Below are 13,750 nucleotides of genomic sequence, written 5' to 3'. Positions count from 1 at the left end.
CCGATGGCACCATGGGACCGGGCGGGGCGGGGGCGCGGCTCCATGCTCCCGGACCGGCGAGGCGTACCGTGAAGAGGAAGTGAACCGCTGTGGCCATCTCCCTGTCCGTAGTGCTGTTGCTGGCGATCATCCTGGTGGTCATGATCCGGGGGAAGAGCATCAAGGTGGGTCCGGCGATAGTGGCGGCCCTCTTCGGTTTCTTCCTCGCCTCCACCAACATGGCGCCGTCGGTCAACCGATTCCTGACCTCACTTGCCGACACCATCAACCAGATAAAGCTCTGACGCGGGCAGCGCCTGCGGGGCCGCCTCCAGAATCCGCCGCAACGCGGCGGTGGCGGTGCCCGTGCCGGACCGTCCGTCCTGCTCCGAGGGCAGGCGGGGGAGGTCCGAGGACGGCGACGTGAGCGAGAGCAGCGTCGCCAGCACCGCGATACGTGTCTGGCCGGGACGCAGAGTGCCCGCCAGCAGCCCGCCCGCCGCCACCAGGTCGACCGCCCCGCCGCCGGTGTAGAGCGGCGCCACCGCGCCCGCCGCGACCCGCGTGCTGACCGCGACCAGGACGCCGTCCGCCGTCGCCTTCCGTACCGCCTCCGCGACCTGCGGATTCGCGTTCCCCGCGCCCGTGCCGACCACGACGACGCCGCGCGCGCCCGCGCCCAGCGCCGCCTCGAAGAGCACGGTGTCGCCGTCGCTGTGGTGCATCAGGACGTCCACCCGCGGCGGTACGGCGCCGGGCGCGGGCAGCGGCAGCGGCTCGGGGCGCGGACGGCGGCGGCCCCACGTCACCCGGCCGAACTCGACGCGGCCCAGCGGCAGTCCGTCCGGCGCGCCGAAGGCGTGCGCGTCCACGGTGTGCTGCTTGACGGTGCCGCGGGCGGCCCAGACCTGGCCCGCGAAGACGATCACCGCGCCGATGTCGCGGCCGGTGGCCGCGGTCAGCAGCGCGTCGTACAGATTGCCCGCCGCGTCGCCGTCCTCCGCGTCCAGCGGTTTCTGCGCGCCGGTGAAGACCACCGGGCGGCGGTCGCCGTGGAAGAGGTCGAGGAAGAAGGCGGACTCCTCCAGGGTGTCGGTGCCGTGGGTGACCACCACGCCGTCCACCGCCGGATCGGCCAGCACCTCGTGCACGGCGTGCAGCAGCCGCAGCTGGTGGTCGGTGGTCAGGCGCGAGCTGTTGACGGTGAACAGGTCCACCACCCGGACCTCGACGCCCTCGGGCACCGCGCCGGCGGCGAGCACTTCCTGCCCTGCCGCCTCCGCCGCGTACCCGTCGCCCTGCCATCGGCTGGCTATGGTGCCCCCGGTGCTGATGACCACGACGTGTCGCACGATGCCTTCGCCTCCGTCTGATTGTGCGCGTCCGGTGCGTTCGCGCGGGGCCCTCCGGACGCCGCCGGATGTCCCCACTCCTCGGGGTGACACTTACCCACTCTGCACCCGGTGCAATGATATGCGCGTAGACCTGACATTTGATTGCTCGTACCGACCGGTATTCGGCCACCGAGTGGTAGGTATTGCCACCATGGACGCCATCGACAGACGAATCTTGCGCGAGCTCCAGGCCGACGGCCGGCTGAGCAACCAGGAACTGGCCCAGCGGGTCGGCCTCACGCCCTCCCCGTGCCTGCGCCGGGTGCGGCAGCTGGAGGACGACGGAGTGATCGAGACCTACCGCGCGGTCGTCGCCCCGGCCGCCGTCGGCCGCGGCTTCGAGGTCTTCGCCTCCGTCGAGGTACGCCGCGACCGCGCCTCCGTCGCCGCCTTCGAGGCCGAGGTCCAGTCCACCCCCGACGTCGTCGAGGCCTACCGCCTCTACGGCGCCCCCGGCTGCCTCCTGCGCATCGCCGTCGCCGACTCCGACGCCTACGAGCGCTTCTGGACCGACCAGCTCATCGACCTGCCGGGCGTCAGCGACGTCAACTCCCAGATGATCATGAAGCGCATCAAGTCCCCCCAGGGCATCCCGGTCGACTAGAAGGCCGACCCGGGCCGACCCGAGCCGACCCGAGCCGACCCCGGCCGACCCGGGCCGGTCCCGGCGCCGGTCGCGGCCCGGGGAAACAGAAAGCCCCCGGACACCGGTCGAGTGGTACCGACCGGGCCGGAGGCCGTGGAGCGGGCGACGGGAATCGAACCCGCGTAGCTAGTTTGGAAGACTAGGGCTCTACCATTGAGCTACGCCCGCGGGAGTGTGATGCGCCAGTGATTGTGGCACATCGGATAGTAGCCGGTCGAACCGGTGAACCGGCGGGGGAATACCGGCTGCCCACGCGTACGGGGGCATGTACTCTACGTGTCGCACCAGCGGGGTGTGGCGCAGCTTGGTAGCGCGTCCGCTTTGGGAGCGGAAGGCCGTCGGTTCGAATCCGGCCACCCCGACCAGCGGTTCCGCGATCCCGAGGGGATTCTGGGGGCCGGGGCACGAAGGCCCGGACCGTGCGCATTGTGGTACCGGTAGGATGGGCCGCTGGCGACCGAGCGCGCGGCATGCCGTGTACTGCTTGCCGGACGAGATCACCGGACGATCCGGCGAGATCACCGGATGATCCGGCCGCCCCCATCAACGTAAAGCCCCCAAGGAGACCCAACCGTGAAGAGCGCCGTCGAGACTCTGAACCCGACTCGGGTTCGACTCACTGTCGAGGTGCCCTTCGAGGAGCTCAAGCCCAGCCTCGACGCGGCGTACAAGAAGATCAACCAGCAGGTCACGGTGCCGGGCTTCCGCAAGGGCAAGATCCCTGCGCGCGTCATCGACCAGCGGTTCGGCCGTGGCGCGGTCCTCGAAGAGGCCATCAACGACGCGCTGCCGAAGTTCTACACGGAGGCGGTCAACGAGGGTGAGCTGAACGTACTCGGCCAGCCCGACGTCGACATCACCGAGTTCAACGACGGTGACGAGCTGAAGTTCACCGCCGAGGTGGACATCCGCCCCGCGATCGAGATCCCGGACTACTCCGGCATCGAGGTCGTCGTGGACGCCGTCGAGGTCACCGACGAGGACGTCGACACCTCGCTGGAGCAGCTCCGTGACCGCTTCGCCTCGACCACCACGGTCGAGCGCGCGGCGGCCGAGGGCGACGTCGTGATCGTCGACCTCGAAGCCTCCGTCGACGGCGAGGTGCTGGAGGACGGCGTCGCCAAGGGCGTCAGCTACACCATCGGCTCCGGCCAGCTCCTCGACGGCATTGACGAGGCCGTCATCGGCCTGGAGGCCGGCGGCTCCGCCACCTTCACCTCCGAGCTGAAGGGCGGCTCCGCCGCCGGCAGCGCCGCCGAGGTCAAGGTCGACGTCTCCGACGTACAGGCCCGCGAACTGCCCGCCCTGGACGACGACTTCGCCCAGCTCGCGAGCGAGTTCGACACCCTTGAGGAGCTGCGCGCGGACAGCCGCAAGCGCCTGGAGCGGATGAAGCAGTACGACCAGGCGACCGCCGCCCAGGAGAAGGTCCTCGACGCGCTCATCGAGCTGTCCGAGGTGCCGATCCCGGAGAAGCTGCTCAAGGACGAGATCGAGACCAGGACCCACAACCTGGAGCACCACCAGTTCCCGCAGATGGGTCTGGACTGGGACACGTACCTGGAGCGCGAGGGCAAGACGCGCGAGGAGTACGACGCGGAGCTCGAGGCCCAGGCGGTCAAGGGCATCAAGACCCAGTTCCTGCTGGACGAGCTGGTCAACAAGGAGAAGCTCTCCGTCAACCAGGAGGAGCTGACCGAGCACCTCATGCGCCGTGCGGCGACCTCCGGGATGTCTCCCGACCAGTTCGCCCAGGCCGTCGTCGAAGGCGGCCAGGTGCCGATGCTCGTCGGCGAGGTCGCCCGCGGCAAGGCGCTCGCGGTCGTCGTGGAGTCCGTCAAGGTCACGGACACCAACGGTGAGGTCGTGGACCTCGAGGACGAAGAGGACGAGGACGGCGAGACGGTTGAGGCCGTCGAGGCCGTCGAGGCCGCCGACGAGAAGCCGGAGCCTGTCGAGCAGGCCTGAGCCCCGTCAGGGGCGCGGGGAACCGCGCGATCAGCCACGACGACGGCTGCATGTCACCACCGGCCCCGGAGGGGGCAGTCACGGTTGTTCTCGGACCACCGGCCGGTGGGGACGTGTCGCGCGGTTCCCCGCGCCCCTCGAAGCACCCGCCTCCGCGAGGTGAACGCGCAGGCACGTCCGGGCCGGGCCACCAACCCCCTGTGCCGGCGCGGCGTCTTGGTCTCCGCTGGCAGCGAACAGTTCCGCGTAGGGGATTGCTGGGCCCCACCTGCGCGTTAGGGTCCGTAAGTAGGAGGGCGGGGGCTCGGCACCAGAAGGGGTCGGCCCCGGCCCGGACGAAGACCCTGTGACGGCTTCACGGCCGTCCGACAACGAGCAGGTGGATACGTGACGACTCCGATGCCTTCCGCCGCCGGCGAGCCGACTCTCGGTGGCCTCGGCGACCAGGTCTACAACCGACTGCTCGGCGAGCGAATCATCTTCCTCGGCCAGGCGGTCGACGATGACATCGCCAACAAGATCACCGCCCAGCTCCTTCTCCTGGCAGCCGAGCCGGACAAGGACATCTTCCTCTACATCAACAGCCCCGGCGGCTCCGTGACCGCCGGTATGGCGATCTACGACACGATGCAGTTCATCAAGAACGACGTCGTGACGATCGCCATGGGCATGGCCGCCTCGATGGGCCAGTTCCTGCTGACCGCGGGCACCCCCGGCAAGCGCTTCGCCCTGCCGAACACCCGCATCCTGATGCACCAGCCCTCCGCGGGTCTCGGCGGCTCCGCCACCGACATCAAGATCCAGGCCGAGCAGTTGCTGCACACCAAGCGCCGCATGGCCGAGCTGATCGCCCAGCACTCCGGGCAGAGCTTCGACCAGATCACCAAGGACTCCGACCGCGACCGCTGGTTCTCCGCCGAGGAGGCCAAGGAGTACGGCCTGCTGGACGGCGTCATGCTGTCCGCCACGGAGGTCCCGGGCGGTGGCGGCACCGGCGCCTGATCCGTTCAGGAACCCCAGCCGACAGCACCCAGCTTCCGCATCATCACCAGGACGGTGGACGTGAACAGCATGAACTTCCCCGGCAGCGGCCTGTACGAGCGCACCGAGGCCGAGCGGCCCGGTGTGTTCGGTGCCGAGGCCCGCTACATCATTCCGCGCTTCGTCGAGCGCACCTCGCAGGGCGTGCGCGAGTACGACCCGTACGCGAAGCTCTTCGAGGAGCGCGTGATCTTCCTCGGCGTGCAGATCGACGACGCGTCGGCCAACGACGTCATGGCGCAGCTCCTGTGCCTGGAGTCCATGGACCCCGACCGGGACATCTCGGTCTACATCAACAGCCCCGGCGGCTCCTTCACCGCGCTGACGGCGATCTACGACACGATGCAGTTCGTGAAGCCGGACATCCAGACGGTCTGCATGGGCCAGGCGGCGTCCGCCGCCGCGGTCCTGCTGGCCGCCGGCAGCCCCGGCAAGCGGATGGCGCTGCCGAACGCGCGGGTGCTGATCCACCAGCCGTACAGCGAGACCGGCCGCGGGCAGGTCTCCGACCTGGAGATCGCCGCCAACGAGATCATCCGGATGCGGCAGCAGCTCGAAGAGATGCTGGCCAAGCACTCCACGACGCCGATCGAGCAGATCCGCGACGACATCGAGCGGGACAAGATCCTTACCGCCGAGGAGTCGCTGGCCTACGGGCTGGTCGACCAGATCGTCTCGACCCGCAAGACCTCTGTGACGGTCTGAACACAGTCGGACAACGGACCGGTCGCGCGGGTGGCCCTCCTTGGACTCCACTGAGTGAGTACGTCCAAGGGGGGCCCACACGGGGGTCGCGGCAAGGTACCGTCGATGAGAGAAGCACCAGGCTCCGTTGATCTCGGCGGATCCCAGGCGAAGGGGAAACACCTCGTGGCACGCATCGGTGACGGCGGCGACCTGCTGAAGTGCTCATTCTGCGGAAAGAGCCAGAAGCAGGTGAAGAAGCTCATCGCAGGCCCTGGTGTGTACATCTGCGACGAGTGCATCGATCTCTGCAACGAGATCATCGAGGAGGAGCTGGCCGAGTCCTCCGAGGTGCGCTGGGAGGACCTGCCCAAGCCGCGGGAGATCTACGAGTTCCTCGAGGGCTACGTGGTCGGGCAGACGCCCGCGAAGAAGGCCCTGTCGGTCGCGGTGTACAACCACTACAAGCGGGTCCAGGCGGGTGAGAACGCCGGCCGCGGGCACGACGACGCGATCGAGCTGGCGAAGTCCAACATCCTGCTGCTCGGCCCGACGGGCTCCGGCAAGACGCTGCTGGCCCAGACGCTGGCCCGCATGCTCAACGTGCCGTTCGCCATCGCGGACGCGACCGCCCTCACCGAGGCCGGTTACGTGGGCGAGGACGTCGAGAACATCCTGCTGAAGCTGATCCAGGCGGCGGACTACGACGTCAAGAAGGCCGAGACCGGGATCATCTACATCGACGAGATCGACAAGGTCGCCCGCAAGAGCGAGAATCCGTCGATCACCCGCGATGTGTCCGGCGAGGGCGTGCAGCAGGCGCTGCTGAAGATCCTGGAGGGCACGACGGCCTCGGTGCCGCCGCAGGGCGGGCGCAAGCACCCGCACCAGGAGTTCATCCAGATCGACACCACGAACGTGCTGTTCATCGTGGGCGGTGCCTTCTCCGGTCTGGAGAAGATCATCGAGTCCCGCGCGGGCGCCAAGGGCATCGGCTTCGGTGCGACCATCCGCTCCAAGCGCGAGCTGGACATGGCCGACCAGTTCTCCGAGATCATGCCCGAGGACCTGGTCAAGTTCGGCATGATCCCCGAGTTCATCGGACGGCTGCCCGTCATCACCAGCGTGCACAACCTCGACCGCGAGGCGCTCCTCCAGATTCTGGTCGAGCCGCGCAACGCGCTGGTGAAGCAGTATCAAAAACTCTTCGAACTCGACGGTGTGGAGCTGGAGTTCGAGCACGGCGCGCTGGAGTCCATCGCGGACCAGGCGATCCTGCGGCAGACCGGCGCCCGCGGTCTGCGGGCCATCATGGAGGAAGTCCTCCAGTCGGTGATGTACGAGGTGCCGTCCCGCAAGGACGTGGCCCGGGTCGTCATCACGGCCGATGTCGTGCACTCCAACGTCAACCCGACGCTGGTGCCGCGTGAGCCGCGCATCGTCGGCAAGGGCGAGCAGAAGAGCGCGTAGCGCCACAGTACGAACACACGCGAAGGGGGCGCCCGGTGGATCCGGGCGCCCCCTTCCGTCTGCGCGGAACGGCTCCGCGGAACGGCTGACCGCGGAACGCTCACGCCGAACGCGTCGGCGTACGGCGTCAGTTGAGCGGTACGCGCACGTCCTTGCGGACCTTCGCGGTGAGCGCCGCCGCCTCGTCGATCGGCATGCCGCTGCCGACACCGGTGCTGGCCGTCGCCAGGTCGACCGGCAGGGTGTAGCCGACGGTGCTGTAGTCGGCCCACAGGCAGATCGGTGTGGTGAACGACTTGCTGCCCTCGGTGTACTTGGTGTTCTGGCACGACATGACGGCGTCGTCCATGCCCGCGGGCTGCACCTTCTGCGGGCTGCCGACCAGTTCGGTCTTGCCGCCGCCGGATTCCTTGTCGTCGGCGGCCTGCTTCTTCAGGTCGGCGAACATGCCGTCGACCACCTTCTGCGGGTCCGCGACCTTGCCGTAGACACCGCTGAACTCCAGCAGCTTGCCGGTGAGTTGGGACCCGCTGGTGTAGCCCGAGCTGACCTGCTGGGGGTCGGTGACGCCGAGCGTCTTGAGCAGCGTGACGTCCTTGGCGTCGAAGCCGTCGCCGGTGTCCGCGTCCTTCGACTTCTTGTACGTCTCCGCGACGGTCTCGGGCGTGATGAGCTTGTACTGCTTGCCGTCGTTCTTGACGGTGCTCTTGCCGCCGCCGCCCTTGCCGCCGTTGGCGCTGTTGTCGCCGTCACTGCCCTTGGTGAGGAAGAAGACCCCGGCGCCGATCGCGACCAGCGCCACCACGGCGCCGATGATGATCCCGGTGCGCTTCCCGCCGCCACCGCCCTGCGGCGGCACGGGCGGCTGGCCGCCGTAGCCGTAGCCCGGCTGCTGCTGCGGCTGCCCGTACGGCGCCTGCTGCGGCGGGCCCTGCTGGGGGTAGCCGTAACCGGGCTGCCCCTGGGGCTGGCCGTACGGCTGCTGCGGCGGCTGGCCGTAACCACCTTGCTGCGGCTGCTGCCCGTATCCGCCCTGCGGCTGCTGCGGCTGCGGCTGCCCGTATCCGCCCTGCTGGGGCTGGTGCCCGTACGGGTTCGGCGGCGGCTGGTTGTCACTCATGTCAGGTGGTCCCCTCGTTTACGACCGTCGGACCATCCTCGCCGATCCTTTATCGGGTTCTTACAGCGGGGGCGATACGGATTCGTAACGGGATGGTCCGCCACCGTAGAATCGTGCCGTGACCGACAACTCTCAGCAGAGCCCCGACCGCGGGCCGCACAGCACCCCCGAACTGCCGACGACCTACACGCCGGCCGAGGTAGAGGGGGCGCTGTACGAGCGCTGGGTAGAACGCGGCTACTTCGAGGCGGACGCGAAGAGCGACAAGCCCGCGTACACCATCGTCATCCCGCCGCCGAACGTCACGGGCACGCTCCACCTGGGTCACGCCTTCCAGCACACGCTGATGGACGCCCTCACCCGCCGCAAGCGGATGCAGGGTTACGAGTCGCTGTGGCTGCCCGGCATGGACCACGCGGGCATCGCCACCCAGAACAAGGTCGAGCAGCAGCTCGCCGACGAGGGTAAGTCCCGGCACGACATCGGCCGCGAGGCGTTCGTCGACCGCGTCTGGCAGTGGAAAGAGGAGTACGGCGGCCGGATCCTCGGCCAGATGCGCCGCCTCGGCGACGGCGTGGACTGGTCCCGCGAGCGCTTCACCATGGACGAGGGCCTGTCCAAGGCCGTCCAGACCATCTTCAAGAAGCTGTACGACGACGAGCTGATCTACCGCGCCGAGCGGATCATCAACTGGTGTCCGCGCTGTATGACGGCGATCTCGGACATCGAGGTCGACTACCAGGACGACGACGGCGAGTTGGTCTCGCTGAAGTACGGCGAGGGCGACGAGACGGTCGTCGTGGCGACCACCCGCGTCGAGACGATGCTCGGCGACACCGCCGTCGCCGTCCACCCGGACGACGAGCGGTACCGGCACCTGGTCGGCAAGCGGATCAAGCTGCCGCTCACCGACCGGACGATCCCGGTCGTCGCCGACACGCACGTCGACCCGGAGTTCGGCACCGGCGCCGTCAAGGTGACGCCCGCGCACGACCCGAACGACTTCGCGATCGGCCAGCGGCACGGCCTGGAGTCGCTGACCGTCATGGACGAGCGCGCGGTCATCACCGCGCCCGGCCCCTTCCAGGGCCTGGACCGCTTCGAGGCGCGGTCCGCGATCGTCGAGGCGCTGCGCGAACAGGGCCGGATCGTCGCGGAGAAGCGTCCTTACGTCCACTCCGTCGGCCACTGCTCGCGCTGCAAGACCACCATCGAGCCGCGGCTGTCCCTCCAGTGGTGGGTCAGGGTCGAGCCGCTGGCGAAGGCGTCCGGCGACGCGGTCCGCGACGGCCGGGTCAGGATCCACCCGCCGGAGCTGAACAAGCGGTACTTCGACTGGGTCGACAACATGCACGACTGGTGCATCTCGCGCCAGTTGTGGTGGGGCCACCGCATCCCCGTCTGGTACGGGCCGAACGGCCAGCAGATCTGCGTCGGACCGGACGACGAGGTGCCGTCCGGCGAGGGCTGGACGCAGGACTCCGACGTCCTGGACACCTGGTTCTCGTCCGCCCTGTGGCCGTTCTCCACGCTGGGCTGGCCCGAACAGACGCCGGATCTGGAGAAGTTCTATCCGACCGACGTCCTGCTCACCGGGCACGACATCATCTTCTTCTGGGTCGCCCGGATGATGATGTTCGGCCTGTACGCGATGGACGGCACCCCGCCGTTTCACACCATCGCGCTGACCGGCCTGGTCCGCGACGAGTTCGGCAAGAAGATGTCCAAGTCCAACCCCAACTCGGTGGACCCGCTGGACTGGATGGACAAGTACGGCTCGGACGCCGTCCGCTTCACCCTGGCCCGCGGCGCCAACCCCGGCGCGGACGTGCCGATCGGCGAGGACTGGGTCCAGGCGTCCCGCAACTTCGCCAACAAGATCTGGAACGCCACGCGCTTCGCGCTGATGAACGGCGCCACGGTCCAGGGCCCGCTGCCCGCGCCCGAGGAGCTGTCGGCCACCGACCGGTGGATCCTGTCCCGGCTGAACACGGTCGTCGCCGAGGTCAACGGCCTGTACGACGACTACCAGTTCGCGAAGCTCAGCGACAGCCTCTACCACTTCGCGTGGGACGAGGTCTTCGACTGGTACGTGGAGCTGTCCAAGACCGTCTTCTTCGCGGGCGGCGACGGCGCCCGGGTCTCCGGGCGGGTCTTGGGCGAGGTCCTGGACGTGATGCTGCGGCTGCTGCACCCGATCGTCCCCTTCGTCACCGAGACGCTGTGGACGACGCTGACCGGCGGCGAGTCGCTGGTCGTCGCGGACTGGCCGAGCGACAGCGGCTTCCGGGACGCGGCGGCCGAGGCGGAGATCGCCGAGGTCCAGCGGGTGGTCACCGAGGTCCGCCGCTTCCGCTCCGACCAGGGGCTCCAGCCCGGCCAGAAGGTCCCGGCGCTGCTGACCCTGGACGGGACGCTGCTCGCGCCGCACGAGGACGCCATCCGCCAGGTGCTCCGGCTCCAGCCCGCGGGCGAGGACTTCCACGCCACCGCGACGCTGCCGGTCGCGGGCGCCACGGTCGCGCTCGACCTGTCCGGCACGATCGACGTTCCGGCCGAGCGCAAGCGGCTCACCAAGGATCTCGGCCTGGCCGAGAAGGAGAAGGCCGACGCCGAGAAGAAGCTGGGCAACGAGGCGTTCCTCGGCAAGGCGCCCGAGCCGGTGGTGGCCAAGATCCGTACGCGGCTGGCGACCGCCGAGGCCGACATCGCCCGGATCACCGCGCAGATCGCGGCCCTCCCGTCGGCCTGACCGCACCGAGGGCCGCCCGCCCTGAAGGGCCACCGTGTGCCACGGGCCCGGACCGCGCACCCGCGGTCCGGGCCCGTGGCCGTTTCCGCTCGCGGGCTCCGTAGACTGGGCGCTGTGAGCGAGCACCCGCACAACGGCGACGGCCCCGAAGACGACGCGTACGAAATCCAGGACACCGCCTACGACGTGGACGACGACGTCGAGGACGCGGCCGGGGCGGCCGACGGTACCCTCCGCGAGGCCGACCTGGCCGTCATCGAGGCGGGCAGCCGGACGCTGCGGGCCGGTGTGAGCCCGGTCGCGGCCGAGGACGACGTACCGGCGCGGCCCGCGGACCCCGCCGTCGACCGGGAGCTGCGCACGGTCGAGGAGGAACTGCTCGGCCGCTGGCCCGAGACCAAGCTGGAGCCCTCGCTCGACCGGATCACGGCGCTGATGGACGTCCTCGGCGACCCGCAGCGCGCCTACCCGGCGATCCACATCACCGGCACCAACGGCAAGACCAGCACCGCCCGGATGATCGAGCGGCTGCTGCTCTCCTTCGACCTGCGCACCGGCCGCTACACCAGCCCGCACGTGCAGTCCGTCACCGAGCGGATCAGCCTGGACGGCGCGCCGATCTCCGCCGAGCGGTTCATCGAGACCTACCGCGACATCCAGCCCTTCGTCGGCATGGTGGACGACGCGCAGCCGCACCGGCTGTCGTTCTTCGAGGTGCTCACCGGGATGGCGTACGCGGCCTTCGCGGACGCGCCGGTCGACGTCGCGGTGGTCGAGGTCGGCATGGGCGGCGGCTGGGACGCCACCAACGTGGTGGACGGCCAGGTCGCCGTGGTCACCCCGATCGCGCTCGACCACACCGACCGGCTGGGCTCCACGCCCGGCGAGATCGCGGTGGAGAAGAGCGGCATCATCAAGAAGAACGCCACCGCCGTCCTGGCCCAGCAGCCCGCCGACGCGGCGAAGACGCTGCTCAATCGGGCCGTGGAGGCGGATGCGACGGTCGCCCGCGAGGGCATGGAGTTCGGCGTCGTGCACCGCGAGGTCGCCGTCGGCGGGCAACTGCTGACGCTGCGCGGCCTGGGCGGCGAGTACGAACAGGTCTTCCTGCCACTGCACGGCGAGCACCAGGCGCACAACGCGGCGGTCGCGCTGGCCGCCGTCGAGGCGTTCTTCGGCATCGGCAGCACCCAGTCGCGCACCCTCGACATGGACACCGTGCGGGCCGCGTTCGCCTCGGTCACCTCGCCCGGCCGCCTGGAGGTGGTGCGCCGCAGCCCCACCGTGGTCCTGGACGCGGCGCACAATCCGGCGGGCGCGGCCGCCGCGGCGGCCGCGGTCGGTGAGGCGTTCGGCTTCACGCACCTGGTCGGTGTGGTCGGGCCGAGCGGCGACAAGGACGTACGCGGGCTGCTGGAGGCGTTCGAGCCGGTCTTCTCCGAGGTCGTCGTCACCCGTAACTCGACGCACCGCGCGATGGACGTGGACGAATTGGCGGCGCTGGCCGTCGAGGTGTTCGGGGACGACCGGGTGCAGGTCGAGCCGAGGCTGGACGACGCGCTGGAGGCGGCGATCACGCTCGCCGAGGACGAGGGCGAGTTCTCCGGGGCCGGAGTGCTGGTCACCGGTTCCGTCATCACCGTCGGAGAGGCCCGGCTGCTGCTGGGCCGCAAGTGAAGGGGGCGGGACGATGCGGACGCTGTGCGCGAGCACGCTGATCGGCGAGTTCTTCGTCATCGGCTTCGCCGGTCTGGTCGCGATGAAGCATCCCGACCTGTCGATGGGCACCGTCTGGACGGTGTGCGGGATCGCCATGGCGCTGTGCGTGCTGCTGTGCGGGATGCTCACCCGGCCGGGCGCGCTGACCGTCGGCTGGGTGCTCCAGGCCGCGCTGGTGGTCAGCGGGTACTGGGTCGGCACGATGTTCTTCCTCGGCGTGATCTTCGCCGGTCTGTGGTGGGCGGCGATCCACTACGGGCGCAAGGTGGACGTCCTGAAGGCCCGGCACGCGGCGCAGGCCGAGGCGCGGGCACAAGACCGTGCGCGGGCCCAGGAAGCGTGACCCCAGCCGCACCGTCCGTCCCGCCCGTCCCGGCCCGGTGTCCGCCGGGCACCGCCCGCCCTTGTAGGCTCGTCGTACTTCGCACCCCGCCGGCCGGAGCCCATACGGCCGCGCCCCCCGCGGCCGCACCCCGCCGGCCGCACGCCGCACCCGTACAGAGAACCCGTACACCGAACCCGTAGACCGCACACAGCAGGAGCCGTCCCGTGTCGCAGCGCACCCTTGTCCTTCTCAAGCCGGACACCGTCCGCCGCGGCCTGATCGGCGAGGTCGTCGGCCGCATCGAACGCAAGGCGGGCTGGACCGTCGCCGCGCTCGAACTGCGCACCCTGGACCGCGGCACGCTGGAGCAGCACTACGCCGAGCACGTCGGCCGCCCGTTCTACGAGCCGCTGATGGACTTCATGGCGTCGGGCCCCGCGGTCGCGATGGTCGTCGAGGGCGAGCGGGTCATCGAGGGCGTCCGCGCGCTGGCCGGTCCGACCGACCCGATCGCCGCCGCGCCGGGCTCCATTCGGGGGGACTTCGGGACGATTGTCCGGGAGAATCTGATCCACGCCTCGGACTCCGAGGAGTCCGCCGAGCGCGAGATCAAGATCTTCTTCCCCGGTCTGGCCTAATCCCGGGACCTGGC

12 protein-coding genes and 2 tRNA genes are annotated in these 13,750 nt (G+C 69.7%); 11 read left to right on the top strand and 3 right to left on the bottom strand.

Going from position 1 to position 13,750, the window contains the following annotated elements; all coding sequences use genetic code 11:
* Positions 1-89 precede the first annotated feature (89 nt).
* On the top strand, positions 90-284 hold the full coding sequence (locus ACIQCJ_RS22845) for a hypothetical protein (protein ID WP_093715861.1): 195 nt from the start codon (positions 90-92) through the stop codon (positions 282-284).
* Here the strand turns inward: ACIQCJ_RS22845 and ACIQCJ_RS22840 are convergent.
* Positions 249-1,331: an asparaginase gene (locus tag ACIQCJ_RS22840; protein WP_355349521.1), complete on the bottom strand. Its 1,083-nt coding sequence runs from the start codon at positions 1,329-1,331 to the stop codon at positions 249-251. The genes ACIQCJ_RS22845 and ACIQCJ_RS22840 overlap by 36 nt on opposite strands.
* Before the next feature lie 193 nt (positions 1,332-1,524).
* Here ACIQCJ_RS22840 and ACIQCJ_RS22835 point away from each other — a divergent pair, with 193 nt between their 5' ends.
* Positions 1,525-1,977 (top strand): Lrp/AsnC family transcriptional regulator, encoded by a 453-nt coding sequence (locus tag ACIQCJ_RS22835; protein WP_355349524.1) that lies wholly within the window; start codon positions 1,525-1,527, stop codon positions 1,975-1,977.
* A gap of 136 nt (positions 1,978-2,113) precedes the next feature.
* Here the strand turns inward: ACIQCJ_RS22835 and ACIQCJ_RS22830 are convergent.
* Positions 2,114-2,187: transfer RNA gene (locus ACIQCJ_RS22830), tRNA-Gly, on the bottom strand.
* A 120-nt stretch (positions 2,188-2,307) separates the two neighbouring features.
* Between ACIQCJ_RS22830 and ACIQCJ_RS22825 the strand changes: the two genes are divergently transcribed.
* The 5 genes from ACIQCJ_RS22825 to clpX all read left to right on the top strand — a co-directional run bounded on the left by ACIQCJ_RS22825 (position 2,308) and on the right by clpX (position 7,182).
* Positions 2,308-2,384: transfer RNA gene (locus ACIQCJ_RS22825), tRNA-Pro, on the top strand.
* 208 nt (positions 2,385-2,592) lie between these two features.
* On the top strand, positions 2,593-3,987 hold the full coding sequence (tig, locus tag ACIQCJ_RS22820; RefSeq protein WP_402712333.1) for a trigger factor: 1,395 nt from the start codon (positions 2,593-2,595) through the stop codon (positions 3,985-3,987).
* Between the two features lie 399 nt (positions 3,988-4,386).
* The gene (locus tag ACIQCJ_RS22815; protein ID WP_355349570.1) at positions 4,387-4,989 is read left to right on the top strand and encodes an ATP-dependent Clp protease proteolytic subunit; all 603 of its coding nucleotides are present in this window, start codon (positions 4,387-4,389) and stop codon (positions 4,987-4,989) included.
* 69 nt (positions 4,990-5,058) lie between these two features.
* Positions 5,059-5,733, top strand: coding sequence for an ATP-dependent Clp protease proteolytic subunit (locus tag ACIQCJ_RS22810; protein ID WP_223187111.1), 675 nt, complete (start codon positions 5,059-5,061; stop codon positions 5,731-5,733).
* Between the two features lie 165 nt (positions 5,734-5,898).
* Positions 5,899-7,182 carry an ATP-dependent Clp protease ATP-binding subunit ClpX gene (gene clpX, locus ACIQCJ_RS22805; protein WP_188282316.1) on the top strand — a complete coding sequence of 428 codons (1,284 nt, stop codon included), beginning with the start codon at positions 5,899-5,901 and terminating at the stop codon, positions 7,180-7,182.
* Between the two features lie 127 nt (positions 7,183-7,309).
* Here the strand turns inward: clpX and ACIQCJ_RS22800 are convergent, their stop codons facing one another.
* Positions 7,310-8,302: a hypothetical protein gene (locus ACIQCJ_RS22800; protein WP_402712332.1), complete on the bottom strand. Its 993-nt coding sequence runs from the start codon at positions 8,300-8,302 to the stop codon at positions 7,310-7,312.
* 118 nt (positions 8,303-8,420) lie between these two features.
* Here ACIQCJ_RS22800 and ACIQCJ_RS22795 point away from each other — a divergent pair, with 118 nt between their 5' ends.
* From ACIQCJ_RS22795 to ndk, 4 genes are all read left to right on the top strand, one after another.
* The gene (locus ACIQCJ_RS22795) at positions 8,421-11,054 is read left to right on the top strand and encodes a valine--tRNA ligase (RefSeq protein ID WP_391160356.1); all 2,634 of its coding nucleotides are present in this window, start codon (positions 8,421-8,423) and stop codon (positions 11,052-11,054) included.
* Positions 11,055-11,168: 114 nt separating this feature from the next.
* Positions 11,169-12,731: a bifunctional folylpolyglutamate synthase/dihydrofolate synthase gene (locus tag ACIQCJ_RS22790; RefSeq protein ID WP_402712331.1), complete on the top strand. Its 1,563-nt coding sequence runs from the start codon at positions 11,169-11,171 to the stop codon at positions 12,729-12,731.
* 13 nt (positions 12,732-12,744) lie between these two features.
* Complete coding sequence (locus ACIQCJ_RS22785; protein ID WP_355349537.1) at positions 12,745-13,116, top strand: DUF4233 domain-containing protein; 372 nt, start codon at positions 12,745-12,747, stop codon at positions 13,114-13,116.
* Between the two features lie 206 nt (positions 13,117-13,322).
* Positions 13,323-13,736, top strand: coding sequence for a nucleoside-diphosphate kinase (ndk, locus tag ACIQCJ_RS22780; RefSeq protein ID WP_188282321.1), 414 nt, complete (start codon positions 13,323-13,325; stop codon positions 13,734-13,736).
* Positions 13,737-13,750: the final 14 nt, after the last annotated feature.

The sequence above is a fragment of the Streptomyces sp. NPDC093221 genome, assembly GCF_044753885.1.
GTDB lineage: Bacteria > Actinomycetota > Actinomycetes > Streptomycetales > Streptomycetaceae > Actinacidiphila.
This window is presented reverse-complemented; position numbering and strand designations above follow the sequence as displayed.

What these genes read in the sequence shown, in the direction of transcription:
- ACIQCJ_RS22835 (WP_355349524.1), top strand. Translation starts at nt 1,525, where the DNA reads ATGGACGCCATCGACAGACGAATCTTGCGCGAGCTCCAGGCCGACGGC.
- ACIQCJ_RS22815 (WP_355349570.1), top strand. Translation starts at nt 4,387, where the DNA reads ATGCCTTCCGCCGCCGGCGAGCCGACTCTCGGTGGCCTCGGCGACCAG.
- ACIQCJ_RS22810 (WP_223187111.1), top strand. Translation starts at nt 5,059, where the DNA reads ATGAACTTCCCCGGCAGCGGCCTGTACGAGCGCACCGAGGCCGAGCGG.
- ACIQCJ_RS22800 (WP_402712332.1), bottom strand. Translation starts at nt 8,302, where the DNA reads ATGAGTGACAACCAGCCGCCGCCGAACCCGTACGGGCACCAGCCCCAG.
- ACIQCJ_RS22785 (WP_355349537.1), top strand. Translation starts at nt 12,745, where the DNA reads ATGCGGACGCTGTGCGCGAGCACGCTGATCGGCGAGTTCTTCGTCATC.